General features: G+C 61.5%; 22 protein-coding genes. 10 read left to right on the top strand and 12 right to left on the bottom strand.

Annotation, left to right across the window (positions count from 1 at the left end; all coding sequences use genetic code 11):
- Positions 1-41: 41 nt before the first annotated feature.
- Complete coding sequence (locus QMY55_RS16660) at positions 42-4,892, bottom strand: DUF3320 domain-containing protein (RefSeq protein ID WP_283485274.1); 4,851 nt, start codon at positions 4,890-4,892, stop codon at positions 42-44.
- Between the two features lie 144 nt (positions 4,893-5,036).
- A complete protein-coding gene (locus tag QMY55_RS16655; RefSeq protein WP_283485273.1) occupies positions 5,037-6,350 on the bottom strand; it encodes a DEAD/DEAH box helicase in 1,314 nt (437 codons plus the stop codon).
- Between the two features lie 114 nt (positions 6,351-6,464).
- Between QMY55_RS16655 and QMY55_RS16650 the strand changes: the two genes are divergently transcribed.
- Complete coding sequence (locus QMY55_RS16650; RefSeq protein WP_283485272.1) at positions 6,465-7,451, top strand: quinone oxidoreductase family protein; 987 nt, start codon at positions 6,465-6,467, stop codon at positions 7,449-7,451.
- A gap of 233 nt (positions 7,452-7,684) precedes the next feature.
- Here QMY55_RS16650 and QMY55_RS16645 read toward each other — a convergent pair whose 3' ends face one another.
- From QMY55_RS16645 to QMY55_RS16615, 7 genes are all read right to left on the bottom strand, one after another.
- Positions 7,685-8,995: a citrate synthase gene (locus tag QMY55_RS16645; protein ID WP_283485271.1), complete on the bottom strand. Its 1,311-nt coding sequence runs from the start codon at positions 8,993-8,995 to the stop codon at positions 7,685-7,687.
- A 30-nt stretch (positions 8,996-9,025) separates the two neighbouring features.
- On the bottom strand, positions 9,026-9,319 hold the full coding sequence (locus tag QMY55_RS16640; RefSeq protein WP_158390658.1) for an FAD assembly factor SdhE: 294 nt from the start codon (positions 9,317-9,319) through the stop codon (positions 9,026-9,028).
- The gene (locus tag QMY55_RS16635; protein WP_158386142.1) at positions 9,319-10,023 is read right to left on the bottom strand and encodes a succinate dehydrogenase iron-sulfur subunit; all 705 of its coding nucleotides are present in this window, start codon (positions 10,021-10,023) and stop codon (positions 9,319-9,321) included. The genes QMY55_RS16640 and QMY55_RS16635 overlap by 1 nt, the downstream gene beginning before the upstream one ends.
- Positions 10,024-10,050: 27 nt before the next feature.
- Positions 10,051-11,856, bottom strand: coding sequence for a succinate dehydrogenase flavoprotein subunit (gene sdhA / locus QMY55_RS16630; RefSeq protein ID WP_283485270.1), 1,806 nt, complete (start codon positions 11,854-11,856; stop codon positions 10,051-10,053).
- 33 nt (positions 11,857-11,889) lie between these two features.
- On the bottom strand, positions 11,890-12,255 hold the full coding sequence (sdhD, locus tag QMY55_RS16625) for a succinate dehydrogenase, hydrophobic membrane anchor protein (RefSeq protein ID WP_283485269.1): 366 nt from the start codon (positions 12,253-12,255) through the stop codon (positions 11,890-11,892).
- A gap of 41 nt (positions 12,256-12,296) precedes the next feature.
- Positions 12,297-12,722, bottom strand: coding sequence for a succinate dehydrogenase, cytochrome b556 subunit (sdhC, locus tag QMY55_RS16620; RefSeq protein WP_283485268.1), 426 nt, complete (start codon positions 12,720-12,722; stop codon positions 12,297-12,299).
- A 146-nt stretch (positions 12,723-12,868) separates the two neighbouring features.
- Positions 12,869-13,660, bottom strand: coding sequence for a GntR family transcriptional regulator (locus QMY55_RS16615; RefSeq protein WP_283485267.1), 792 nt, complete (start codon positions 13,658-13,660; stop codon positions 12,869-12,871).
- Positions 13,661-13,886: 226 nt separating this feature from the next.
- Here QMY55_RS16615 and QMY55_RS16610 point away from each other — a divergent pair, with 226 nt between their 5' ends.
- From QMY55_RS16610 to acnB, 5 genes are all read left to right on the top strand, one after another.
- On the top strand, positions 13,887-14,876 hold the full coding sequence (locus QMY55_RS16610) for a malate dehydrogenase (RefSeq protein WP_003063568.1): 990 nt from the start codon (positions 13,887-13,889) through the stop codon (positions 14,874-14,876).
- A gap of 9 nt (positions 14,877-14,885) precedes the next feature.
- The gene (gene tam, locus QMY55_RS16605) at positions 14,886-15,689 is read left to right on the top strand and encodes a trans-aconitate 2-methyltransferase (RefSeq protein ID WP_283485266.1); all 804 of its coding nucleotides are present in this window, start codon (positions 14,886-14,888) and stop codon (positions 15,687-15,689) included.
- Entirely contained in the window at positions 15,686-16,690 is a 1,005-nt protein-coding gene (locus tag QMY55_RS16600; protein WP_283485265.1) for an HpcH/HpaI aldolase/citrate lyase family protein, read from the top strand. Before tam ends, QMY55_RS16600 begins: the two co-directional genes overlap by 4 nt.
- A 30-nt stretch (positions 16,691-16,720) precedes the next feature.
- Positions 16,721-17,281: a hypothetical protein gene (locus QMY55_RS16595; protein WP_283485264.1), complete on the top strand. Its 561-nt coding sequence runs from the start codon at positions 16,721-16,723 to the stop codon at positions 17,279-17,281.
- 97 nt (positions 17,282-17,378) lie between these two features.
- Entirely contained in the window at positions 17,379-19,964 is a 2,586-nt protein-coding gene (gene acnB, locus QMY55_RS16590) for a bifunctional aconitate hydratase 2/2-methylisocitrate dehydratase (protein ID WP_283485263.1), read from the top strand.
- Positions 19,965-20,052: 88 nt separating this feature from the next.
- Here acnB and QMY55_RS16585 read toward each other — a convergent pair whose 3' ends face one another.
- Positions 20,053-20,907, bottom strand: a complete 855-nt coding sequence (locus tag QMY55_RS16585) for a helix-turn-helix domain-containing protein (RefSeq protein WP_283485262.1) — start codon at positions 20,905-20,907, stop codon at positions 20,053-20,055.
- A 138-nt stretch (positions 20,908-21,045) separates the two neighbouring features.
- Here QMY55_RS16585 and QMY55_RS16580 point away from each other — a divergent pair, with 138 nt between their 5' ends.
- Together QMY55_RS16580 and QMY55_RS16575 are read left to right on the top strand one after the other, a co-directional pair.
- The gene (locus QMY55_RS16580; protein WP_283485261.1) at positions 21,046-21,468 is read left to right on the top strand and encodes a hypothetical protein; all 423 of its coding nucleotides are present in this window, start codon (positions 21,046-21,048) and stop codon (positions 21,466-21,468) included.
- A 247-nt stretch (positions 21,469-21,715) separates the two neighbouring features.
- Positions 21,716-22,405 carry a 7-cyano-7-deazaguanine/7-aminomethyl-7-deazaguanine transporter gene (locus QMY55_RS16575; protein WP_283485260.1) on the top strand — a complete coding sequence of 230 codons (690 nt, stop codon included), beginning with the start codon at positions 21,716-21,718 and terminating at the stop codon, positions 22,403-22,405.
- A 71-nt stretch (positions 22,406-22,476) separates the two neighbouring features.
- Here the strand turns inward: QMY55_RS16575 and bfr are convergent, their stop codons facing one another.
- Positions 22,477-22,941: a bacterioferritin gene (gene bfr, locus QMY55_RS16570; RefSeq protein ID WP_283485259.1), complete on the bottom strand. Its 465-nt coding sequence runs from the start codon at positions 22,939-22,941 to the stop codon at positions 22,477-22,479.
- Between the two features lie 312 nt (positions 22,942-23,253).
- Here bfr and QMY55_RS16565 point away from each other — a divergent pair, with 312 nt between their 5' ends.
- Positions 23,254-23,694: a hypothetical protein gene (locus QMY55_RS16565; protein WP_283485258.1), complete on the top strand. Its 441-nt coding sequence runs from the start codon at positions 23,254-23,256 to the stop codon at positions 23,692-23,694.
- Positions 23,695-23,960: 266 nt separating this feature from the next.
- Here the strand turns inward: QMY55_RS16565 and QMY55_RS16560 are convergent, their stop codons facing one another.
- Positions 23,961-25,406, bottom strand: a complete 1,446-nt coding sequence (locus tag QMY55_RS16560) for an IS1182 family transposase (RefSeq protein ID WP_283485257.1) — start codon at positions 25,404-25,406, stop codon at positions 23,961-23,963.
- A gap of 238 nt (positions 25,407-25,644) precedes the next feature.
- Here QMY55_RS16560 and QMY55_RS16555 point away from each other — a divergent pair, with 238 nt between their 5' ends.
- On the top strand, positions 25,645-26,262 hold the full coding sequence (locus QMY55_RS16555) for a YdeI/OmpD-associated family protein (RefSeq protein ID WP_283485256.1): 618 nt from the start codon (positions 25,645-25,647) through the stop codon (positions 26,260-26,262).
- Positions 26,263-26,466 lie beyond the last annotated feature (204 nt).

The following is a 26,466-nucleotide window of genomic DNA, read 5'->3' as shown; positions in this document are numbered from 1 at the left end:
CCTGGAGGGCCTGTGAAGAAAGATCTCGATCAGGCCAGCCATCAGACGGACAAGCGGTACAGCGTGCCGTTGAACTCGACTTCGGCGCTGCTGTGCAGTGCATCGAGCTGGCCCAGTATCAGCTCCCGCACGGGGGCCGTCACGGCGTTCAGGCCCAGCAGGCGTGCCACGGCGGCGGGCAGCTCGTCACGCTGGCCGCCCAGGCTGGAGCGCAGCGCCTGCCGGATGGCCTGGCGAACTTCCGCGGGGGGCAGGCAGTCGGGGCGGCGCAGATTGGCCGAGCTGACGGCAGAGCGGTCGCGCACGCGCACCGTGCGGCCCGGCAGATCGAGAAAATCGGCTTCGCTGGTGATGGCACCATCGGCCAGCAGCGACTGGCGGGCCGCCTCCAGCGCATCGCGCACGCGGTTGCCCGCACGCTGCAGACCCCAGAGGGTGCGCATGCGCGTGGTCAGCTCATCGGCGTGAATCGGACCTTCCTGCTCCACCACCTGCAGCACCAGCTGCGCGAGAAGCGAGGTGGGCAAGCTGTGCAGATCCTTGGCGGGCACCTCCAAGCGAGCCTCGGCATAGGCGGATTCAGGCCTTGCCTGGCCGCTGTTGCCGGCATTTTCCGTGGGCTCTGCCTCTACTACTTCACGCTCTATCACTTCCATAGCTGCTGGCGCAGGTGGGGCCTGCGTTTGAGGCAGATCTTGCTCAAAGCTCTGCTGCGCGCGCTGCACGGCGGCCAGCACTTTCTGCGTCTCGGCACGCGGCTGGCGAAACCAGTCGCAGCCCCAGATGCGGTGCAGCTGCCAGCCATGGCTCTCCAGCACGGACTGGCGCAGGCGGTCGCGGTCGCGGGCCGAGCGGCTGTGGTGGTAGCTGGCACCGTCGCACTCGATGCCCAGCAGATAGCGGCCCGGTTGCTCAGGGTCGACCACGGCCAGGTCGATAAAGAAGCCGGCAATGCCGATCTGCGTCTCTACCTTCAGGCCCTGGGCCATGAGCTCCTCGGTCAGAGCCTCATACACATCTTCCTCCAGCGGCGACTCCAGATCGCGGCCGCTGATGCCAGCCATGGCCAGCTGGCCCGTGGCCGCGTACTGCAAAAAGACCTTGAGTGCGGCCACGCCCTTGCCCTTGCCGCGTTCCAGATCGATATCGTCGGCCGTGATGGACGCGAACACCTCGCAGCGCTGCTTGGCGCGCGAGATAAGCACATTGAGGCGGCGCTCGCCACCGTCGGCACTCACGGGGCCGAAACGCATGGGCAGATAGCCCTGGGCATTGCGCGCATAGGCCACCGAGATAAAGATCACATCGCGCTCGTCGCCCTGCACGTTTTCGAGATTCTTGATGAAGAAGGGCTCGTTGGGATGGGCGACAAAGAAAGGCTCGGCCTCGGGCTGCTGGCGGCGCAGCAGCTCCAGCTCGTCCTGAATGGCGATCTTCTGCTGCAGCGAAAACGCGGCCACGCCCAGGCTCAGCTGCGGGGTCTGCAGAGCATGCTGCATGATGGCGCGGGCAATGGTCTGCGCCTCGATACGGTTGACGCGCGTGGCGCCGCTGTCAAAGCGCCCCTCGGGCAGGTGGTGAAAGCGCAGGCCCATGCCGGCGCGGGCGGTGTAGGGGCTGGGCACGATGAACAGGCCGCTGTTGTAGAACTGCTGGTTGGACACCGCAATCAGCGACTGGTGGCGGCTGCGGTAATGCCAGCGCAGCATGAGCTGGGGCATGCCCTTGGCCAGGCACAGGCTCAGAATGCTTTCCACATCGGCGGCACCGGCGATGAGCTGGTCTTCATCCTCGTCGTCAAACTCGTCCTGCTCGCTGGTCATGCGCGAGAAAAAGCGCGTGGGTGGCAACTGGCGGTCATCGCCCACCACCACCAGCTGCTTGCAGCGCGCAATTGCGCCCAGTGCATCGACGGGCTCGATCTGGCTGGCCTCGTCGATGACCAGCAGGTCGAACTCGACAGCGCCGGGTTCGAGAAACTGCGCCACCGACAGCGGGCTCATCATGAACACAGGCTTGATGGCCTGCACGGCCTCGCCCGCGAGCTTGAACAGCTTGCGCAGCGGCATATGGCCGCGCTTGCGCGCGATCTCGCCATTGAGCACGCCCATGGGGCCCATGCCGGAGGCCGTGCGCGGCACCCGCTCGTAATGCGAGAGGGCGGACTGGGCGCGCGCCAGTTCGATGCGCTCCATGTCCAGCGCGCGGAACTGACGCACCTTCTGGCTGTGCTGATCGCCGTTGAAGCCCACCAGCTCGGGGTGGGCCTGCGTGGCCTGGCGCAGCAGCGCCTCATAGTAGGCGCGCTCAAAGCCTTGTGGCAGATCATCCAGGGCAATGGCAGCCAGTTCCAGCTGCTCCACCAGCACAGGCATGCCCTGGCTGCGCGCCTGGCTGCGGGTCGCATGGTATTGGGCCCAGTTCAGCAGTGCGTCGGGCGCGCCCATCCACTGCGCAAGGCGTTCATTCATCGCTGCAAAAGGAATAGCTTGCAGCGCTGATGTTTCAAAGGCTTCCTGAGTATCTATCTGGTAATTGGCAAGCGTGGTCTGCGCTGCTTGCTCAAATTTTTGTAGCGAGGCTGCGGCCCTGGCCGCCAGTTCCGCACAGTGTGCGGGCGATGGCAGCTGGGTGTAGAGCTGGCGAAAGGCCTCGCTGCGGCCCTGGCCGTCAGGCCCGGCCATCCAGCGCAGCACGGCTTGCAACTGGCTCCAGTCGCTTTGTTCGCCCTGCCAGAGTTGGCCAAAGGCCGCCAGGCCATCGCTGTTTTGCTGGGTCAATGTCTGGCGCAGGCCTTGGGCCTGCATTAGCGCATCCAGCCACTGGATGCGTTCTGCCCTGGTCTTGGGTAGAGCCTCCTTGAGATGCGCTTTGACGCTGGCAATGGCCTGGCGATAGCCGCTGTTGAAGATGCGAAACAGCGAATCGCCATGCGCGGCAATGCTCTGGCGGGCAGGGCTCCAGTCCTGGCTCCAGGCCGAATCGGCAAAACGGCTGCGCAGGCTTTGTGCCTGCTGGCTGAACTGCTGGCCGGTTTCCACCAGTTTTTGCAACTGGCCCAGGCCATGATTCCAGATCACGCTGGCCACCGATTGGCGGTCCACCGTGGGAGCCAGAGCCAGTTGCTGCGCCAGCACCATCTGTGCCTGCAGGCCTTGCATGTTTTCGGGCGCTGGCTCATTCAGCGATTGCGCCAGCTGCTCCGCGTCTTGCAGCGTTTGCTGCAGCAAGGCCTGCAGCGCAGGCAGTTGCTGGGCAAAGCGATCGGCATCGAGCTTGAGCAAAGCCGGGTGGCACACGCCGCGCCAGGGGTGTTCGGCGATGGGCGTGAGCTTGGCCGCGGCCTGGCACAGGGCTTGCACGGTTTGCTGGCGCGCATGAAAGTCGCTGGCCGACCAGTTTTGCGCGCCCTGCAGCAGATCGGGCAGATGGGCGATCTGCACCGCATCCAGTTTGGCCAGATGGCCGAGGATTTGATAAGGCGTCAGTGCGCAGGGCGCCAGCGGCGCATGCATGGTTTCGCTGTGGGCATTGAGCTGCTGCTGCACACTGCCAAGCTCGTTGATGATCTGGTCGCGGTGCTCCACACGCGGCTTGCCCAGGTCGCGCGTGGCCTTGAGCTCTTCAAGCACCTTGCGCTTGTTGGCATGGTGGCTGTGCAGCTCCAGGCAGGCCGGTCCCAGGCCCACGGCCTTGAGGCGGCGGTTCACCACCTCCAGCGCCGCCATCTTCTCGGAGATGAACAGCACCTTCTTGCCATCGGCAATCGCGGCGGCAATCACATTGGTGATGGTCTGGGACTTGCCCGTGCCGGGGGGCCCCTGAATGACGAGGTTCTCGCCGCGGCGCACGGCCTCTATGGCCAGGGACTGCGAACTGTCCGCATCGACCACATGACGCTGGCTGGCCACGGGAATCAGTGCATCGACATCGGCGTCTTCGGGGAAGATTTCATCGCGTGCCTCAAAGCCGTCCTGCAGCGCGGCGGCGATCAACGCCTGCTGGTCCAGCCGCTTCTCTGCAGGCCAGGTGCTGGCATCCAGGTCGCGGTACATGAGGAATTTGGCAAAGCTGAAAAAGCCCAGCGTCATCGCATCGGGCAAGACCTGCCAGCCGTTTTGAGAGGCGGCCATGGCACCGACCTCGGCCAGATAGGCGGCGGGGTCAAAGTCGTCTCCGGCCTTGAATTCGGGCAGTTCCAGGCCGAAGTCGGCCTTGAGCTTGGCCGCCAGCGAGAGGTTTTCCGCTGCATCTTCCTGCAGCCAGGACAGGGTGAAACGCTCGGCCGCGCTTTTGCGCTCCAGCGCCACGGGCAGCAGGATCAAGGGGGCAAAGCGTGGTTTGTCGGGCGCATTGCGGTCAAACCACTGCAGATGGCCCAAGGCCAGAAACAGAATATTGACGCCTTGCTCTTCCACGAAAGTGCGGGCGTCGGAATACATGTCCAGCAGCCGGCGCTGCAGCTTTTCACTGGACAGGCGTGTCTGCAGCTTGAGGTCGCGGTGGCGCTGGGCCACGCCTCGTTCATCGCGCGGCTCGTCGTCGGGCTGGGGCAGGGCAGGGGACTGTACTTCGGCAGCAGCTTGCTCTGCGGCATTGGTCTGCTCTGCCTCGTCGCTTCGGCTTGGAACAAAGCTCATGGCCTTGTTTTCGCTGACCAGCAGGCGATAGACCTCGGGCGTCAGCTCATCGGCAAAGTGCAGCAGCCTGGCGGTGGCGGCCTGGGGCAGGCTCAGCAGCCGGTTGCGCGTGGACAGGTCCAGCAGCGACTGGCGGCTTTTTTCGAGCTGGCGGGTGATGGGGGAGGCAGGAGTTGCAGCGCTGGCAAACTCTGTGCCGGAAAGCGCTGGCGTGGAGTTGTCGTCGGCGCTGTGATTCACATTGGCGGACATGGATTTCCCGGATCAATCAGTTGGTACTGACTGTACTGGGAAATCCAGCCACGATTTACGCAAAGCAGCATCAGGCAAGATGCTTCGCCTCAGGGGCGTAGCCCTTGGTACATCCTTGTTTGCGTCGGTTCTATTTGCAAGGCATCAGCTCTGACCAGGCTTGGTGGGCAAAAGCCCTGCAGCCCGCAATTTGTCCTTCTTGCTGGGCCTGCGGCCCTTGATGCCGCCATTGCCGTCCTGCGCAACAGGTGGCGGCGGAGCTTCTTCGGTGGGTTCGAAACCGGGAAGCTGCTCCAGCGCGATGTCGAGCTGGTTGCGCTTGCAGATCAGCTTCCAGTGCGCTGTATCCGGAGGACTGACGAAAGTGATGGCGGCTCCTGCATGCCCGGCGCGGCCGGTACGGCCAATGCGGTGAATGTAGTCGGCGGGCGAGCGCGGCAGGTCGTAGTTGATGACCGTGGGCAGTTGGGCGATATCGATGCCGCGTGCGGCCAGGTCGGTGGTGATGAGCAACTGCCAGCGCCTGGCCTTGAACTGGTCGAGCACATCCTTGCGCGCACCCTGGCTCATGTCGCCGTGGAAGGTGGTGGCGTAGATGCCTGCCTTGTAGAGCTTGTCGGCCAGCATTTCGGCCGTGTGGCGCTTGGCGACAAAGACCAGGGCGCGCTCCCATTCGCTTTGGCCTTCGCCATCCTTGACCAGTTGGCGCAGCAGCTGGGTGCGGCGCGTGCTGTCCACGGCAATGGCGCGCTGGCTGATGTTTTCGGGGCTGGCCGAGTGCTCGGCTGCTGCATCCGCATCGACTTGCACGCGCACCGGGTTTTGCAGCAGTTGCTGGGCCAGCGCTTCCACGTTCTGCGGGAAGGTGGCCGAAAACAGCAGGGTCTGGCGCTGAGCGGGCAGCAGGGCCAGCACGCGGTTCAGCTCTTCGGCAAAGCCCTGGTCCAGCAGGCGGTCGGCCTCGTCCAGCACCAGATGCTGCACGCTGCCCAGACGCACGGCATTGTGCTCGACCAGGTCCAGCAGGCGGCCGGGTGTGGCGACCAGAAAGTCGGCGCTGCCGCGCAATTGCATCATCTGCGGGTTGATGGAAACACCGCCATAGACCACACGGTTGCGGGGCTGCTCACGTGGGTCATTGCTCAGCTGGCGCGTCAGATCGCTCAAGCTTTCATGCACCTGCAGGGCCAGTTCGCGTGTGGGCACCAGGATCAAGGTGGTCAGCGGTCGCACAAAGCCGGTATGGCCGCGCTTGCCCGACGCCTGCAGCCAGCGCTGCAGCAGCGGCAGCAGATAGGCCATGGTCTTGCCCGAGCCCGTGGGTGCGCAGGCCCAGAGGTCACGCCCGGCCAGCACGGGGGGAACGGACTGGGACTGGATGGGGGTGGCGTCGTGCAGGCCCAGGTCCTGGGCGGCATTCAAAAGCTCGGCGCGCAGGCCTAGTGGGGCAAAAGACATACAGATGGGCTTCAATAGGGGCAGGAGGCGCATTGTCGGGGAATTGCCGCTTCGCAGCACGCCGCAGGGACAAGCTACAGTAAGGCCAGAGATCAAAAAGCAAGGAGCAAACCCATGGCCCACTCAGCCATCGTGATGACCGAATACGGCGGCCCCGAAGTATTGAAGCTGGCCGAGGTGGACTCGCCGTCGCTGGCCGCCGCTCAGGTGCGTGTGCGCAACACGCGTGTTGGCGTGAACTTTCACGATATCTATGTGCGCTTGGGCCTGTACAAGACGCTGGCTTTGCCTGGCACGCCGGGCATCGAGGCCGTGGGCGTGGTGGCCGAAGTCGGTGAAGGCGTGAGCCGCTTCAAGGTGGGCGACCGTGTTTGCTATGTTTCGGCGGCTTATGCGATCTATGCCGCCGAGCGTGTGATGGCTGCCGATGAGCTGATCGCCGTGCCCGACGACTTGAGCGATGCGCTGGTGGCCTCAAGCCTGCTGCGCGGCCTCACGGCCGACGTGCTGCTGCACCGCGTGGCGCAGATAGGCCAGGGATCGCGCATTCTGGTTCAGGCCGCAGGAGGCGGCATGGGGCAGATTCTGAGCCAGTGGGCCACGCAGCTGGGCGCCATGGTGATTGGCACGGCAGGCGGCGATGCCACGGCCAGGAAGGCTGACCAGAGCGGCTGCGTGGAAGTGATTCGCTATCGCGGCGCCGGGGCCAGGGATGTGGCGGCCCGCGTGATGGAGATCACCCATGGCGAAGGTGTGGATGTGGCCTATGACGGCGTGGGCAGGGACAGCTTTGACGGTTCGCTGGCCAGTCTGGCATTTGGCGGGCAACTGGTGATGTATGGCCAGTCGTCCGGCCCGGTCGCGCCGCTGGAGATTGCGCGTCTGGCCGCGCGCTCGAACAGTGTGAGCCGGCCCATGGTCTTTCACTTCGTGAAGAAGGCCAGGGAGCGCGATGCGATGGCAGCGCGTGTGTTCGAGGCGCTGCGCAAAAAGCATTTCCGCATGGGCGAGCCGCTGGAGTTTGCGTTGGCCGATGCGGCAGCCGCCCATCGCGAGCTGGAGGCGCATGGCGCACTGCAGCCGATTCTGCTCGTGCCTTGAGGGCTGCCGGTCTCTGCTTGCTATGAGCATGGAAGCTGCTGACGCTCTATAAGCTTCAGTCTTGAATCAATTTGATATTGAAATCATTAGCTGAAAAGCGCTAACAGCTACTGTTTTGGTAGTCCTTCATCTGAAAGACGGCTGCAGCGAGCGCCAAAGAAAAAGCCCGCAGGCTTTGCAGTCTGCGGGCTTTGCATTCTGCAGACCCGCTGCTGCGGGCCTGAGTCTGCCAATCAACGCTGAGCGATAGGCTTGACGTCGCGTGCCACCGAGCCGGTATACAGCTGGCGGGGACGGCCGATCTTGTACTCGGGGTCGGCCATCTGTTCGTTGAGCTGGGCGATCCAACCCACGGTGCGGGCCAGGGCGAAGATGCCGGTGAACAGGTTGACGGGGATGCCGATGGCGCGCTGCACGATACCGGAGTAGAAGTCCACGTTCGGGTAGAGCTTGCGCTGGACGAAGTAGTCGTCTTCCAGGGCAATCTTTTCCAGCTTCTTGGCCAGGGCGAACAGGGGATCGTTTTCCAGACCCAGTTCGGCCAGGATTTCGTTGCAGGTTTCCTGCATCAGCTTGGCGCGGGGGTCGTAGTTCTTGTAGACGCGGTGGCCAAAGCCCATCAGCTTGACGCCGCTGGTCTTGTCCTTGACCTGTTCCATGAACTCGCCGACTTTGGCGATGCCGCCGTTGGCCTGAATGCCTTCCAGCATGTTCAGGCAGGCTTCGTTTGCGCCGCCGTGGGCAGGGCCCCACAGGCAGGCCACGCCGGCGGAGATGGCGGCGAAGGGGTTGGTGCCCGACGAGCCGCACAGACGCACGGTGGAGGTGGAGGCGTTTTGCTCGTGATCGGCGTGCAGGATGAAGATGCGGTCCAGAGCGCGCTCAACCACGGGGTTGACTTGGTACTCTTCGCAAGGATTGCCGAACATCATGCGCATGAAGTTGCCCGCGTACGACAGGTCGTTCTTGGGGTACATGTAGGGCTGGCCCATACCGTACTTGTATGCCATGGCAACCAGAGTCGGCATCTTGGCGATCAGACGGATCGCGGCGATGTTGCGGTGCTCGGGGTTGGTGATGTCGGTGCTGTCATGGTAGAAGGCCGACATGCCGCCCACCAGACCGGTCAGAACGGCCATGGGGTGGGCATCGCGGCGGAAACCACGCAGGAAGAACTGCATCTGCTCGTTGACCATGGTGTGCTTGGTCACGGTGTCTTCGAACTCGGCCTTCTGGGCTTCGTTGGGCAGTTCACCGTACAGCAGCAGGTAACAGGTTTCCAGGAAGTTGCAGTTCTTGGCCAACTGTTCGATGGGGTAGCCGCGGTACAGCAGCTCACCCTTGTCGCCATCGATGTAGGTGATGGCGGATTGGCAGGCAGCGGTAGAGAGGAAGCCTGGGTCGTACGTGAACATGCCTGTTTGGGCGTAGAGCTTGCGGATGTCGATCACATCCGGGCCGATATTGCCCTGGTACACAGGCATCTCCACACTGGGAGCGCCGTTGCTGAAAGACAGCGTTGCTTTGTTGTCAGCGAGTTTCATTTCCAAACTTCCTTCTCTAGTTTGCCTAGCCTACTGGGGACAGTTACCGGGCTGGCGCTTGCGCACCATCTCCAGCACTTCCCTGACTTCTTGGGTATCGAGTTGTCCTTCTGGTTCCTTGCGACGCAAGAAAAGATCCATCAGGTCGTTGTCTGCCAGATCCATCAAGGCAGACAGGCCAGTCGCGTGTCTCCGCGTGAGCTGGCTTCCGTAGGTGGCGAAGAACTGCTCGATGAACAGATCGTTCTCAACCAGGCCACGGCGGCTGCGCCACCTCAGCAGGTCGCGCTCACGTTCTTCGAGCAGAGTATTCGTCATCAGCATCAGACGGTTCGACGAACCATCAGCTCCTTGATCTTGCCAATGGCTGCGGTGGGGTTCAGGTGCTTGGGGCACACGTCCACGCAGTTCATGATGGTGTGGCAGCGGAAGAGACGGTACGGATCTTCCAGGTTGTCAAGGCGCTCGCCCGTGGCGGTGTCGCGGCTGTCCGCGATGAAGCGGTAAGCCTGCAGCAGACCGGCCGGGCCCACGAACTTGTCGGGGTTCCACCAGAACGAGGGGCAGCTGGTGGAGCAGCTGGCGCACAGAATGCACTCGTACAGGCCGTTGAGCTCTTCGCGCTCCTCGGGCGACTGCAGACGCTCCTTGCTGGGCGATGCATAGATGTCGCTTTGCAGGTAGGGCTTGATCGAGTGGTACTGCTTGAAGAACTGCGTCATGTCCACGATCAGGTCGCGGATCACGGGCAGGCCGGGCAGGGGCTTCAAGACGATGTCGCCCTTGAGGGTGTTCATGTTCGTCAGGCAGGCCAGGCCGTTCTTGCCGTTGATGTTCATGGCGTCGGAGCCGCAAACACCTTCGCGGCAGGAACGGCGGAAGGCGATGGAGGGGTCCATGGCCTTGAGCTTGACCAGGGCGTCCAGCAGCATGCGCTCATGACCGTCCAGCTCCACTTGCACGGTTTGCATGTAGGGCTTGGCGTCTTTGTCCGGATCGTAGCGGTAGATTTTGAATGTGCGCTTCATTTTGATCTTCTCTCGTGGGCTGCTGGATTAGAACGTGCGGACCTTGGGAGGCACGCTGTCAACGGTCAGGGGCTTGAGGTTCACAGGCTTGTAAGACAGGCTGTTGGTGGCGCTGTCCCACAGGGTGTGCTTGAGCCATTCCTTGTCGTTGCGGCCCAGGGGGAATTCGGCGTGATCGGCAGGGTGCTCGTAGTCGTACACGGTGTGTGCACCACGGCATTCGTGACGGGCAGCGGCCGAGGTCATGGTGGCTTGAGCCACTTCGATCAGGTTGTCCACTTCCAGCGCTTCCATACGTGCGGTATTCCACACCATGGACTTGTCCTTGAGGGTCACGGAGCCGACCTTGTCGCGGATGGCATTGATCTTGGTCACGCCCTCGTCCATGGACTTTTGCGTACGGAACACGCCTGCATGCGTCTGCATGGATTGACGGATTTCGCCAGCGAGGTCCTGCGCGTAAGTGCCGTCCTTGGAGTCTTGCAGCTGGTTGAGGCGCGTCAGGGTGCGTTCGGCACCGTCGGCAGGCACTTCGTGGTGAGTGCCGAAGCCGTTGACGAATTCAACGATGTGCTTGCCGGCGGACTTGCCGAAGACCAGCAGGTCCAGCAGCGAGTTCGTGCCCAGGCGGTTGGCGCCGTGCACCGACACGCACGAGCATTCGCCCACGGCGTAGAGGCCGTTGACCACATTGTTCTTCTCGCCGTCCCAGGTCACGACCTGGCCGTTGATGTTGGTGGGGATGCCACCCATCTGGTAGTGGATGGTGGGAACCACGGGGATGGGTTCCTTGGTGATGTCCACGTTGGCGAAGTTGTGGCCGATTTCTTCCACCGAAGGCAGGCGCTTGCGGATGGTGTCGGCGCCCAGGTGGTCCAGCTTCATCAGGATGTAGTCCTTGTTGGGGCCACAGCCGCGACCTTCCTTGATTTCCTGGTCCATCGAACGGGACACGAAGTCGCGCGGTGCCAGATCCTTCAGCGTGGGGGCGTAGCGCTCCATGAAGCGTTCGCCTTCGCTATTCAAAAGAATAGCGCCTTCGCCGCGGCAGCCTTCGGTCAGTAGCACGCCCGCGCCGGCCACGCCGGTGGGGTGGAACTGCCAGAACTCCATGTCCTGCAGCGGGATGCCGGCGCGTGCGGCCATGCCCAGGCCGTCACCGGTGTTGATGAAGGCATTGGTCGATGCCTGGAAGATACGACCGGCACCACCGGTGGCCAGCAGCACGGCCTTGGCGTGCAGCTCATACAGGTCGCCGGTTTCCAGTTCGATGGCGGTCACGCCGACCACGTCGCCCTGGGTGTTGCGGATCAGGTCCAGCGCCATCCATTCCACGAAGAAGTTGGTCTTGGACTTGACGTTCTGCTGGTACAGCGTGTGCAGCATGGCGTGGCCGGTACGGTCGGCTGCGGCGCAGGCGCGCTGCACGGGCTTTTCGCCGTAATTGGCAGTGTGACCGCCGAAAGGACGCTGGTAGATGGTACCGTCGGCATTGCGGTCGAAAGGCATGCCGAAGTGCTCGAGCTCGATCACGACGTTCGGTGCTTCACGGCACATGAACTCGATGGCGTCCTGGTCGCCCAGCCAGTCGGAGCCCTTGATGGTGTCGTAGAAGTGGTAGTGCCAGTTGTCGTCCGACATATTGCCCAGCGAAGCGGACACGCCACCTTGGGCGGCCACGGTATGCGAGCGAGTGGGGAAGACCTTGGACAGCGAGGCGACGGACAGACCGGCACGCGACAGTTCCAGCGCAGCGCGCAGGCCGGAGCCGCCGGCACCGACGATCACGACGTCAAACTTGCGCTTGGTGATATTTGCTTTGGTATAGCTCATTCTTAACCTTCAATCGTGGAGACCGTGTCTCGATCAGAGACGCCACAGAACCTGGATGCCCCAGCCGATGCAACCGACCAGCCAGGCAATGGTGATGACTTGCAGCGACAGACGCAGGCCCACGGGCTTGACATAGTCCATCCAGATATCGCGCACGCCGATCCAGGCATGCCAGCCCAGAGCCACGAACAGGGCCAGGGTCAGAAATTTCATCCATTGGGGGGCGAAGATGCCTGCCCATTGCTCGTAGCCCACGGGGCCGCCGACTGTCAGAAAGCGCACCAGCAGCACAACGGTGTACAGAGCCATCAGGACGGCAGTGGAGCGTTGGGCCAGAAAGTCGCGAGTGCCATAGTGCGCACCGACAACAGTGCGCTTGGAGCCGTAATTCACGGACATGGTTGTTTCCTTATCGTGAGGTGTTATTGACTGGGCGCTGATCAGTACAGACCAAACAGCTTGGCGCCAAGCACCACGGTCAGGGCAACGCTGATGACCAGCACGGTTGCGGCAGTGGACTTGCCGGTCTGCTTGTTCACGGCGTGGTGGTTCACGTCCATCACCAGATGGCGAACACCTGCGCAGAAGTGGTGCAGATAGGCCCAGATCAGAGCCAGGCAGACGAGCTTGGCACACCAGCCGAACGGACCCGCAAACACCGAGGTAAAGGAGTCAAACGAGATTTCCGACGAGATCGACTTGTCGAACATCCAGATGATGAACGGCAGCAGGATCGCCATCAGCAAACCGCTGACACGGTGCAGAATCGATATGATGCCTGCCAGGGGCAGGCGATAGGTCGGAAGGTCCGAGAAGAAGTTGATATTGCGGAACTCTGGCCGCTGTTTGGCTTTTTGCTCTGTCATGGCAGGGTACTTTCGTGGATGTAACTGCGTTGTAATCGCTAGTGCGAAGCGACACAAAATTCTATTGCAATGCAGCAGAATCCGTTAGCCGAATTTGAATAGCAGATGATTGGGATATGACGCAATCAACGCTTTTGCGGGGGGATTCAGTTCAATGCATTGCGGTAATGGTGGGTGTCGGTGCGGTACAGGCCGCGGCGTAACTCCATGGGAACATCGTTGTAGGTGAATGCCGTGCGCTCCACGCTGAGCAGCGGCGTGGTGCTGGGGATGTTCAACACCTGGGCCTGCTCCGCGTCCGGGAGAACGGCGCGAATCTTTTCGTCGGCCCGTACCATGCGCACGCCGTAGTCGAGCTCGAACATGGCATAAGTGGGGCCTTGGTAGCTGGACATCTGCTCTGCAGTCAGGCCTTTGAAGGCGTGGCCGGGCAGCCAGATGTCTTCCAGAATGGTGGGAATGCCGGCAAAGGACAGAATGCGGCGTACATGCATGACCGCATCGCCGGTGCGCAGCGCCAGGGCGCGCGCGACTTCGGCTGGGGCGCGCAGGCGGCGGCATTCAAGAATATGGCGCTCGGCGCGGCCTTCGCGCTGCAAGTCGCCGGCATCGGGGTGCAATTTCAGGAAACGGTACTGAACCTGCTGGGCTGCGTGAGTGGCCACAAACGTGCCTTTGCCCTGGCGTCGCATCACGAGATTTTCGGCCGCCAGCTCGTCGATAGCCTTGCGCACCGTGCCCTGACTGACCTTGAAGCGGGCCGCCAGCTCCATTTCACTGGGGATCAGCTCTCCGGGGCGCCACTCGCCAGCTTCCAGGCTTTGCAGGATCAGCCCCTTGATCTGCTGATACAGGGGGCTGAAGGCCGGAGTGGAGACGCCAGCACCACCAGTATTGTTGGTTAAGGTGTCTGGAGCTGTGTTGTGAAGCGTTGGCATAGTTGTTTGAGCGATTCGTCTCCGCGATGCAATGCGTAAAACGGGCTGCTTCGGTGTGTGTAGCCCAGTGTGGATCATATCTTATATAAGACATAAGACAAATTGACCGGGCTTTGATTTCAGCAGTACACTTGCCGCATGTTTGCGGAGCTTGGGTAACTGGTGATTACGCTGGTGCAACCTGGCACCCCTGACATCCACTTTTTTCCAATATTGGAGTTTCACCATGAGCAAGAAGCCCGTCCGTGTCGCCGTTACCGGCGCAGCTGGCCAAATCGGTTACGCCCTGTTGTTTCGCATCGCCTCTGGCGAAATGCTGGGTAAGGATCAACCCGTTATTCTGCAACTGCTCGAGATTCCCGACGAGAAGGCTCAAAACGCTCTGAAGGGCGTGATCATGGAGCTGGAAGACTGCGCCTTCCCTCTGCTGGCCGGCATCGAAGCCCACGCCGACCCCATGACCGCCTTCAAGGATACCGACTACGCCCTGCTGGTCGGTGCCCGTCCTCGCGGCCCCGGCATGGAACGTGCCGACCTGCTGGCTGCCAACGCCCAGATCTTCACCGCTCAGGGCAAGGCTCTGAACGCCGTGGCTTCGCGCAATGTCAAGGTTCTGGTGGTCGGCAACCCCGCCAACACCAACGCTTACATCGCCATGAAGTCGGCTCCCGATCTGCCGGCCAAGAACTTCACCGCCATGCTGCGCCTGGACCACAACCGCGCTGCTTCCCAGCTGGCTGCCAAGGGCGGCTTCAAGGTTGGCGACATCAAGAAGCTGACCGTCTGGGGCAACCACTCGCCCACCATGTACGCTGACTACCGCTTCGCCACCGTGGACGGCAAGTCTGTGAAGGAAGCCATCAACGACCAGGAATGGAACGCCAACGTCTTCCTGCCCACCGTGGGCAAGCGCGGCGCCGCCATCATCGCTGCTCGCGGCCTGTCGTCGGCTGCCTCGGCTGCCAACGCTGCCATTGACCACATGCGTGACTGGGCTCTGGGCTCCAACGGCGAATGGGTCACCATGGGCGTGCCTTCCAACGGCGAGTACGGCATCCCCGCCGGCATCGTGTTCGGCTTCCCCGTGACCACCACGGCCGACGGCGAATACAAGATCGTCGAAGGTCTGGAAATCGATGCCTTCTCGCAAGAATGCATCAACAAGACTCTGGCTGAGCTGCAAGGCGAGCAAGACGGCGTCAAGCACCTGCTGTAATTAGCGCCCATGCAAGACTGGAACCCCGCGCTGTATCTGCGCTTTGCCAATGAGCGCACGCGCCCGGCCGCAGAGCTGCTGGCGCGGGTGCCAGCCTTGCAGCCGGCCCGCCGTCTCCACATCGTGGACCTGGGCTGCGGGCCGGGTAACTCCACCGAGTTGCTGGTGGAGCGTTTTCCTGATGCCGATGTTCTCGGCATCGACAACTCCGAAGCCATGCTGGAGACTGCACGCAAGCAGTTGCCGCAGGCCAAGTTCGAGGCTGGAGATATTGCCTCCTGGGCACCTGCAGAAGGTGAGCCAGCACCTGATTTGATTTATGCCAACGCTTCCATCCAGTGGGCGGGCGAGCATGAGGCCCTGATTCCCCGTCTGTTTTCACTGCTGGCGCCCGGTGGCGTGCTGGCCGTGCAGATGCCTGACAACCGTCAGGAACCCTCGCACCGAAACATGCGCGAAGTCGCGCAGCTGCCCCGGTTTGTGGCGCATATTGGCGATGCGAGCAAGGTGCGTACCGATATCCTGCCCATAGGGGCTTATTACGATCTGCTGGCCGCGCCCGTGCGTGATGTGGCCAGCGTGGATGTGTGGCACACCATCTACCAGCACCCTATGGAGTCGGCGGCAGCCATTGTGCAGTGGCTACGCGGCACAGGCCTCAAGCCTTTTGTGGAAGGCCTGCCTGCCCCGCTGCAAGCCGATTTTCTGGCTGAATATGAGCGCCGCATTGATGCGGCCTATCCCGAGCGGGCCGACGGCAAGCGTCTGCTGGCTTTTCCCCGACTTTTCATGGTGGCGCAGCGCAAGTCATGACGCAAAAACTGGTTCATCCTGCCTCGGTGCTGCTCGACGCTCAGGGTGGCTTTCAGCGCCTGCCTGTCTGCGATCACTACAGCGGTGTGGAAGTGCGCATGCGCAAAAGCCTGCAGTTGCAGGCTGAGATGATGGCCGAATTCGGCACCTGCGTATTCGACGTCACGCTCGATTGCGAGGATGGAGCCCCGGTCGGAGAGGAAGCAGCGCACGCCAAGCTGGTGACCGAGCTGGCCAATGGCGCAGCCGAGGGTGCACGAGTCGCAGCCCGGGTGCATGCCGTGGATCATGCGCATTTCCAGGCGGATATGGACATCATTGCCGGCGGCGCGGCAGGCAAGCTCTGCCACATCATGATTCCCAAGGTGGAGTCGGTTGATGATGTGATTCATGCCGAAAAAGCCTTGCAACGCGCTACAGGCAAGCGCATCCCGCTACATGTTTTGATAGAGTCACCAGCGGCCGTGCACCAGGCATTCGAGATTGCGGCCCACCCTGCGGTGCAGAGCATCTCTTTTGGGCTGATGGACTTTGTCTCGGCCCACGGCGGTGCGATTCCCGCGTCGGCCATGACGGCTCAGGGCCAGTTCGAGCATCCGCTGGTGGTGCGCGCCAAGCTGGAGATTGCCGCGGCCTGTCATGCCCACGGAAAGGTGCCATCGCACTGCGTGGTCACCGAATTCAAGAATCCTGCCGCTTTGGAGGCTTGCGCGCAAAAAGCCTCACGGGAGCTTGGCTACACACGCATGTGGAGTATCCATCCTGACCAGATTCGACCCATTTTGAGAGCCTTCGCCCCCGCAGAAGACGAGGTTCGACAGTCGGCACAAATTCTTACCTCTGCGGCGGTGCAGAATTGGGCCCCCATCAGTTTTGGTGGTGTACTACACGATCGCGCCAGCTATCGCTATTTCTGGCAGTTGCTTGAGCGCGCTCATCAGACGGGGCAGGTCTTGCCGGTTGAAGTTCAACCCTGGTTTGTCCCGGACCCAACCCATTGAACTCAAACAAGTCTGCAGGAGCCAATTCCTATGAAGACCCTTATCGCTACCTTGATGATTGCAGCTCCGCTGCTGGCCGTTGGTCAATCCGCTGTGGCACAGACCACACCCAAGGCTAAAGCCACAGCTACGAAGAAGGCTGTAGCCAAGAAGGCTCCCGCCAAGAAGGGCACCAAGGCTGCTACCGCTGCGGCGGCTGGTGCCGGTGCTGCAGCCGTGGCGGCCGGCCCCGCTTCTGCCGCGCTGAGCGCAGAAGACCTGGCCGTGTCCGAACGCGTGTTCAAGGGCCGCATCCCCTGCGAACTGGGCGCCTATGTGAACGTGACCGCCGACGCGGCCAACCCTGGCTATTTCATCGTGGACGGCCGTGGCTTCAAGTACCACATGTCGCCCGTGAAGACCTCGACCGGCACCGTGCGCCTGGAAGACAAGGCCGCTGGTGCCGTGTGGCTGCAGATCGCCAACAAGTCCATGCTGATGAACCAGAAGGCCGGTCAGCGTCTGGCCGACGAGTGCATGGCTCCCGAGCAACAGCAAGTGGCCGAGGCCATTCGCAAGAACCCACCTCCTAGCCTGCTGGACAACAAGTAATCCAGCGAGGCTGAGGGCTGTCGCCGCGCACACGGAGACAGCCCTGTGAATCGCGCATCAACGCGCAGCCTTTTTCAAAAACCATTGGAGAGAACCCATGTTGAAAGCCTACCGTGACCATGTGGCAGAACGCGCCGCACTGGGCATCCCCCCGCTGCCCCTGGATGCCAAGCAGGTCGCTGAGCTGATCGAGCTGATCAAGAACCCGCCTGCTGGCGAGGAAGCCTTCCTGCTCGACCTGCTGACCCATCGCGTGCCGCCCGGAGTGGACGATGCCGCTAAGGTCAAGGCTTCCCTCCTGGCTGCCGTGGCTCACGGTGACGTCAAGGTGGCTCTCATCTCCAAGGCCAAGGCCACCGAGCTGCTGGGCACCATGGTGGGTGGCTACAACGTGCATCCCCTGATCGAGCTGCTTGATGATGCCGAAGTGGCTGGCGTGGCTGCCGACGCGCTGAAGAAGACGCTGCTGATGTTCGACTTCTTCAACGACGTGGCCGACAAAGCCAAGGCCGGCAACGCCAAGGCCAAGGAAGTGATGCAAAGCTGGGCCGACGCCGAGTGGTTCACTTCGCGCCCCAAGGTCGAGGAAAAGATCACCGTCACCGTCTTCAAGGTGCCTGGCGAAACCAATACCGACGACCTGTCGCCCGCTCCCGATGCCTGGAGCCGCCCCGACATTCCTCTGCATTACCTAGCCATGCTGAAGAACACGCGTCCCGACGCGGCGTTCAAGCCCGAAGAAGACGGCAAGCGCGGCCCCATGCAGTTCATTGAAGACCTGAAGAAGAAGGGCCACCTGGTTGCCTACGTGGGTGATGTGGTCGGTACCGGTTCTTCGCGCAAGTCCGCCACCAACTCGGTGATCTGGGCCACGGGTCAGGACATTCCCTTTGTCCCCAACAAGCGTTTTGGCGGCGTGACCCTGGGCGGCAAGATTGCTCCCATTTTCTTCAACACGCAGGAAGACTCCGGCGCTCTGCCCATTGAAGTCGATGTTTCCAAGCTGGAAATGGGCGACGTGATCGACGTGCTGCCCTACGCCGGCAAGATCGTCAAGAACGGTGAAACCGTGGCTGACTTCCAGCTCAAGTCCGACGTGCTGCTGGACGAAGTGCAAGCCGGTGGCCGTATCAACCTGATCATCGGCCGTTCGCTGACCGCCAAGGCTCGCGAAGCCCTGGGTCTGCCCGCATCCACGGTGTTCCGCCTGCCCCAGGCTCCTGCCGCTTCCAACGCCGGCTTCACGCTGGCCCAGAAGATGGTCGGCCGCGCCTGCGGTCTGCCTGAAGGCCAGGGCGTGCGCCCCGGTACCTACTGCGAACCCCGCATGACTACCGTGGGCTCGCAAGATACCACCGGCCCCATGACCCGTGACGAGCTCAAGGATCTGGCTTGTCTGGGCTTCTCGGCCGATATGGTGATGCAGTCCTTCTGCCACACGGCCGCTTACCCCAAGCCCGTGGACGTGAAGACCCACCGCGAACTGCCCGAATTCATCAGCAACCGTGGCGGCGTGGCCCTGCGTCCTGGTGACGGCGTGATCCACAGCTGGCTGAACCGCCTGCTGCTGCCCGACACCGTGGGTACCGGCGGCGACTCGCATACCCGCTTCCCCATCGGTATCTCCTTCCCTGCAGGCTCCGGTCTGGTGGCCTTCGGTGCCGCGACTGGCGTGATGCCTCTGGACATGCCCGAATCCGTGCTGGTGCGCTTCAAGGGCGAAATGCAGCCCGGTGTGACCCTGCGCGATCTGGTGCACGCGATTCCCCTGTACGCCATCAAGCAAGGTCTGCTGACCGTGGCCAAGGCCGGCAAGATCAACGAGTTCTCGGGTCGTATCCTGGAAATCGAAGGCCTGCCCAATCTGAAGGTCGAGCAGGCGTTCGAGCTGTCCGACGCGTCTGCAGAGCGCTCTGCCGCCGGTTGCACGATCAAGCTGAATCCCGAGCCCATCAAGGAATACCTGACCTCGAACATCGTTCTGATGAAGAACATGATCGCCGACGGTTACGCTGACGCCAAGACCCTGCAGCGCCGTATCGAAAAGGTCGAAGCCTGGCTGGCCAAGCCCGATCTGCTGGAAGCCGACAAGAACGCCGAGTACGCCCACATCATCGAAATCGATCTGGCCGATATCAAGGAACCCATCGTCTGTTGCCCCAATGACCCCGATGACGCCAAGACCCTGTCTGACGTGGCCGGTGCCAAGATCGACGAAGCCTTCATCGGCTCCTGCATGACCAATATCGGTCACTTCCGCGCCGCAGCCAAGCTGCTGGGCGGCCAGCGCGACATCCCCGTCAAGCTGTGGGTGGCTCCTCCCACCAAGATGGACCAGACCGAGCTGATCAAGGAAGGTCACTACGCTGCTTTTGGCACTGCCGGTGCGCGCACCGAAATGCCCGGCTGCTCGCTGTGCATGGGCAACCAGGCCCAGGTGCGTGAAGGTGCGACCGTGATCTCCACCTCGACCCGCAACTTCCCCAACCGTCTGGGCAAGAACACCAATGTGTATCTGGGCTCGGCCGAACTGGCAGCCATCGCTTCGCGTCTGGGCTATCTGCCTTCCAAGGAAGAGTATCTGAAGGAAATGGGCGTGATCGATGCCGACAAGGCATCCGTCTATCGCTACATGAACTTCAATGAAATCACCGAGTACGCTGAAGTCGCCGCCAAGGTGTAAGCGTTCGAGGTAAAAGGGAAAGGCCTGCAAGGGCCTTGCTCTCCAAAGCCCGCAGGATGAAAGTCCTGCGGGCTTTTGTTTTTGCCTGTCAGCCTGAGCGGTGCTTCTGCTGCAGCTGCTGCAGGGCCAGCTGGGTCTGGGCATTGGCGGGGAAAAAAGACTCGACGGCCAGCTCCTGCAGCGTGACATCCACAGGCGTGCCAAAGATGGTGATGGTGCTGATAAAACTCAGCTTGCCCAGCCGGGTGTTCAACTCAAAGGGCACGGCGATCAGGCTGGCAGCCGAGGCTGCTGCAGCGGATGGCACATCTTCCTTGAACGGATAGGCCGCGATTTCGTCATGCAGCGCCTGCAGCTCGCCATCGGCCGTGGCGGCGATTTGCTGCTGCAAGCGGTGCAGCAGATGGGCACGCCAGTGCGCGGCATTGGCAAGGCGTGGGCCCAGGCCTTCGGGGTGCAGGCTCAGGCGCAGCACATTCACCGGCGGCTCCAGCAGCCATGGCGCCACACCGTCCAGCAGCAGCGGCACGACGGTGTTGGCAGCCACCAGATTCCAGTGCCGGTTCACGGCCAGGGCCGGGTTGGGTTCGTGGCCCTTGAGCACTAGGTCCACCGCCTGGCGTGCTGCAGCCAGATCGGGATGGTCCAGCGGGCGGGCCTGGTACATGGGGGCAAAGCCTGCAGCCACCAGCAGCGCATTGCGCTCGCGCAGCGGCACCGACAGGCGCTCGGCCAGACGCAGCACCATCTCGCGGCTTGGCTGGGCGCGGCCGGTTTCCACATAGCTGAGGTGGCGGGTCGAGATATCGGCCTCCAGCGCCAGGCCCTGTTGGCTCAGCCGGCGGTGCTGGCGCCAATGACGCAGATGTTCGCCGAATGGCGCGCGCATGCCGGGCGCCGAGGTGGCCGCGGCGGTCGAAGAGGGCGCAGAGCAGGTATTCATAGCTGCATGGTAGTGGCAGGTAGGGCGCGAGGCCATGACCTGCGAGGTTATCGACGCGCTGCATGCCGCCGGCAATCATGGACCCAGCAGCCGGCACAGGGTCGGTCGCAGATCTTCTACATGCAACAGGAGTTTTTCATGTCCATTCTTGCTTCTTCCCGGTTTCTGCCCCGAGTGATGTGGGCCGATGCAGCTTCCTGCGCGGCCACCGGTGCGCTGCAATTGCTGGCTGCTCGGCCTCTGGCGGCGCTCACGGGCTTGCCGCTTGCCTTGCTTACTGGTACCGGTGTCTTTCTGCTGCTCTATGCCTTGCTTGCAGGCTGGATTGCCCGGCGCCAACCCGTGCCGCGCACGCTGATTGGCCTGATAGCCCTGGGCAATCTGGGCTGGGCCCTGGCTTGTGCGCTGCTGATCTTTGGCTCTGGCCTGATGCTCAGCGGCTGGGGTGTGGCCTGGGTCGCGGCGCAGGCATTGGTGGTGATCGTTCTGGCCGATCTGCAGTGGCTGGGCCTGCGCGCCACACGCGGCAGCACGCATCAGTCATTGCAGGCGGCAGTCTGATGTCTTCAAAAAAGATAGCTGGAAGCGCTTGTCAATTCATGAAAAGATTGGAGTTTGATTCTGAATTCATCGATTGCTCAGTGCACCCAGCTATGCTTTTTCTTATATCCACCATGCTTATGCCTGGATAAGCTGCTGCACGGCGCTCGCGATAATAGAGCGCCGCTTAAAATTTGGGGCTGCGCCACACCGGCGCATTCTTCGCAACCATGGGTTCCCTCGCCCCCATCGACTAAAAAGGACTGTCATGACATCCGCTCATGCCGTGCAGGCGCCGCTGTCGCCGCCCTCGCGCGTGCCGCTTTATCTCTCTCTGCTGGTGGCGTTTCACATCGCCATCGTCATCGCCAGCAACTATCTGGTGCAACTGCCCATCAATCTGCTGGGCTTTCACAGCACCTGGGGGGCTTTCAGCTTTCCCTTCATCTTTCTGGCCACCGACCTGACCGTGCGCCTGATCGGCAAGGTGGAGGCGCGGCGCGTCATCACCCGTGCCATGCTGCCTGCGCTGCTGGTGTCCTATGTGGTGGGCGTGCTCTTTCATGAAGGCCACTTCAACGGCTGGGATGCGCTGCAGAACTTCAACAGTTTTGTGTTCCGCATTGCCTTGGCCAGCTTTGCCGCCTACGCGCTGGGCCAGTTGCTGGATATCCAGGTCTTTGACCGCATTCGCCAGAAGAGCCGCGCATGGTGGCTGGCTCCGGCGGCGGCCTCGATTTTTGGTCAGGCGCTGGATACGGCGGCCTTTTTCTCCATCGCCTTCTGGAACAGCACCGACGCCTTCATGGCAGCCAACTGGGTGGAAATCGCGATGGTCGATTACGTCATCAAGCTGGCCGTGAGCCTGCTGCTGTTCGTGCCGGCCTACGGGGTGGTACTGGCAGCCATCGTGCGCAATATGAGCGTGCAGGCTGCGCCTGCGACTGCGGCGCATTGACTGTGAAGTCCCTGTCAAAAAAGGCCGTCTCATGGACGGCCTTTTTCTTTGTGTTTCTGAGGCCTGAGGGCTCAAGCCTGGCTTTGCAGATAGTTCTGCAGCCCAACCATCTGGATCAGTCCCAGCTGCTTTTCCAGCCAGTAGGCGTGGTCTTCCTCGGTGTCGCGCAACTGGGTCAGCAGGATGTCGCGGCTCACATAGTCGTGATGTTGCTCGCATAGTGCAATGCCCTGTTGCAGACCGGCGCGCACTTCATACTCGGTGTCCAGATCCTTGCGCAGCATCTCGGGCACGGTCTCGCCGGGCGTGAATTCCTTGGGGCGCATGTCGGGGCGGCCGCCCAGCATCAGGATGCGGCGCAGCAGCGCGTCGGCATGCTGGGTCTCTTCCTGCATCTCGTGGTCCAGGCGCGTGAAGAGTTTGGTAAAACCTTGGTCTTCATAGATGCGCGAGTGCGCGAAATACTGATCGCGCGCTGCCAGCTCGCCGCGCAGCAAGTCCTTGAGGTAATCGACGACTTCGGGGTGGCCTTGCATGTTTGTTGTTCTCGTTGAGTTTGCGAAGCCCGAAGTATCCCGCGACTGGCTTCAGGAATCAAAGACAGCTATCAATTCCCGAGCGCCAACACTCTGGATGCGGGCTGTAAGCAGATGCATTCGCATTGCTTGAATACGTATTCCGGTCGACCAGACTGCTGCTGTGACCGGCTGCAATCGGCCAGGAGCAAGCTATTCGCGAATGGCTGCTTGACGACGATTCACCGTGCCTTCAGGCAAAATCCAGATGATCGGGACAAGCTTGGCGTCAGGTCTGCCGGGAAGCCCGCCTTGAAGAATGGAGCATCATCAATGGCACTGACGAAGAAGGGCGAGTTCTGGTACGGAACGACGTCCGGTGACACCCAAGCCGAACTGCGCAACTACAGCGTTGCGAATCGCCATGAGGCCGTCCGGTTTGCCTCGTCCAAATGCAATTGCGGGTGCCGGACTTTTGCGCTGCAGACCGATGAAGAAGCCGGCGTGGCAATCCGCACCTGCACCGACTGCGGGCAGAAACACCTGATGGGCGACAGCGCGGACTACATTGAAGAGGCCAACCCCGAGGCGCACGAATGTGTGTGCGAGAACGAGGTGTTCGAGCTGATGTCCGGTGTCTCCGTGTACGAGGGCACACATGACGTGCGCTGGTACTACATCGCTTGCCACTGTGTGGAATGCAATCTGGTTGGGGTCTTCGCAGACTGGAAGTGTGAAGCGGGTGATGCGGCGGCCTTCCTCGCCAAGGTATGAGCGCACGCCCCCGCAGAGATGTTCAGCGCATGTGTTGCATTGGCCAGTTGAATCCGCCCTGCAAAGCAAGCATTGATCGATCACACTGCGACCGACCGCAATGGATCGAGGCTGTGTGGAAACGCAAAAACTATTAATGGCTGAACAATCCAACTGGCAGATTTCAGGCAAGCACGACTGAGGCGCCTTCGACGCCAAGAGCGCCCTTAGCCTTCTCATTGCATTCCAGAACCCTTGGGTCGCTAATTTCCCGGTTTTAAAAGGGCTCACCCGCCCACCAGATGCATCGCCGTCATCGTTTTGTCGAACCCGAGGATTCCAAGCACTCGCTTGAGGTTGTAAGCCAGCACATTCAAGCTCATCTCCGTGCTGACGTTGCGCAGTCGCCTGGTCAGGAAGTGCGTGTACCCCATCCAATGCTTGAGGGTGCCAAACACGTGCTCGACTGTCCTTCTTCTCACCATCATGGCGTCGGGCATCTGGTCCAAGCGCTGTTGTGCTCGCTCCAGCACGTCTTCGTGCTCCCATCGGCTGATGCGGCGGTAGTCGCTCGGTGTGCATTGGGCTTTTATCGTGCATTGCGTACACGCACTGCTCCAGTAACGACGCATCTGTAAGCCGTTCTCTTCCCGCGTAAAACGATAGATCGCGCGCTGTTCCGCAGGGCATTGGAATTCATCGTCGCTTTGGATATAGATGAAGTCTGAGCGGTCAAAGCGCCCGTGAGCTCGGGCACCCGATGTGTTGGGCTTGGGAAGAATGGCTGCAATGCTTGTATCTTCACACGCTTTGATTTGCTCACCGCTGTAATAGCCACGATCTGCAATAGCTTGCAGTTTGCGTTTTCCCATTGCCTTGCGAGCTGCTTGAGCCATGGATGCCAGAGCAGCTCTGTCATGCCCTTGGTTGGTGACCTCATGAGTGACGATCAGGTGATGTTTGGCATCGACCGCCACCTGCACGTTATAGGCCACCATGCCCGAGCCTCGACCACTGGTTGCCATGGACCGTGCATCAGGATCTGTCATCGAGAGTTGCTTCTCGGGCTGCTCTTTGAGTTGCTCCTTCACTGCATCGAGCACCCGCATTTGCTTGCGCAACATGGCGATCTTGTCTTGGAGCCTTGTGGTCTTGGCTTCGAGCTCCACAGGCTGCGTGCGGTCCGCTGTATCCAAAGCCGTCAGATAACGTTGGATGCTTTCTTCGATCTGCTGCTGCCGCTTGTCGATCTTGCCCAAGGTGAAGTTCTTGTCACGCGTGTTGACGGCTTTGAATTTGCTGCCATCAATGGCCACCAGCGCCTGGCTGAACAGTTTCAGATCACGGCAGAGAAGTACGAATCGGCGGCACACATTGCGAATGCCTGAGCCGTTGTCACGGCGGAAGTCTGCAATCGTTTTGAAGTCAGGAGCCAAGCGCCCAGTCAGCCACATCAGTTCAACGTTACGCTGGCATTCACGTTCAAGCCGTCTGCTCGATTGCAGCCGATTGAGATAGCCGTAGATGTAGATCTTGAGCAGCACGGCTGGGTGGTAAGAAGGTCTGCCCGTACAGGCAGGCTCTGCACCGTCAAAACCCAAAGCCTGCAGATTGAGTTCGCTGACAAAGGCATCGACAACACGTACCGGGTTGTCTTTAGCAATAAAGTCCTCCAGACATTCCGGCATCAGCGTCACTTGCTGCCGCGCTTGACCTTCAATGAATCGAGGCATGCCATCTCCCGAAACCGAGATGAATTGACTTTATTCAGGTCATGGGTTGGCTACGAGAGGGTTTTCACACAGCCTCGATCGAACAGCAACAGCTGCAATTGGCCAAGACTAGAGCCCATGGCCGCTTCCTGGCCTGCTGCGTGGACTCTTACCTAGCCGCAGTTTCCATGCCACGGCGAGGCACCCAATGCCTCCATGCAGCGTGCTGCGCTAGGGCTTTTGCGGCACACTCCAGCCAATGCCTACCGCCAAATCAGCCGCGCAACTCGGCTCCGTCCCGACCTTGTTCAAAAGTGCCAAGGCTTTCGAGGCCTGGCTGAAAAAGCATCACGCCACTTCCGACGGTCTCTGGCTCAAGATCGCCAAGCGGGGCTCCGATGAACCCAGTGTGACCTACCCTGAGGCCGTGGAGATCGCACTTTGTTGGGGCTGGATCGATGGCCAGAAAAAAGGTCTCGACGATCAGCATTTTCTCCAGCGCTTCACGCCGCGGCGCGCGCGCAGCATCTGGTCGAAAACCAATGTCGACAAGGCCGAGGCACTCATTGAGGCGGGCCGCATGCAGGCGGCGGGCCAGGCGCAGATCGAAGCCGCCAAGGCTGACGGGCGCTGGGCGCGGGCTTACGACGGTGCACGCACGTCCAGGGTCCCAGAGGATCTGCTGGCCGCGCTGGAAGCCGAGCCCAAGGCCAAGGCCTTTTTCGCAACGCTCAATGCGGCCAACCGCTACGCGGTGCTGTGGCGCATCCAGACCGCCGTAAAAGCCGAGACGCGCGCCAATCGCATCGTCCAACTGGTGGCAATGCTCGCGCGCGGCGAAACCATTCATATCTTCAAGCCCCGTGCCAGAACTTGAGCGCAAGGCTTATGCACACATGTTTGATTGGGCCCGGTCGACCGGTTCCTGCTGATCTCCGATATTCGGACTTGGCGGCGCAATGTTCGCGAAAGGCATCAACCAGTTCCGGGGCCGAGTCAGACCTTGAATGAATGCCAGGCAAGGCGAGGGGCTGCTCCAAAGTCGGTCCGTGGTGGCTGCCGCGATGAACGGCAGAAGGGT

This window comes from Comamonas resistens (assembly GCF_030064165.1).
GTDB classification, from domain to species: domain Bacteria; phylum Pseudomonadota; class Gammaproteobacteria; order Burkholderiales; family Burkholderiaceae_C; genus Comamonas; species Comamonas resistens.
Note: the sequence above shows the minus strand (reverse complement) of the source record. Positions and strands in the feature narration are given on the sequence as shown.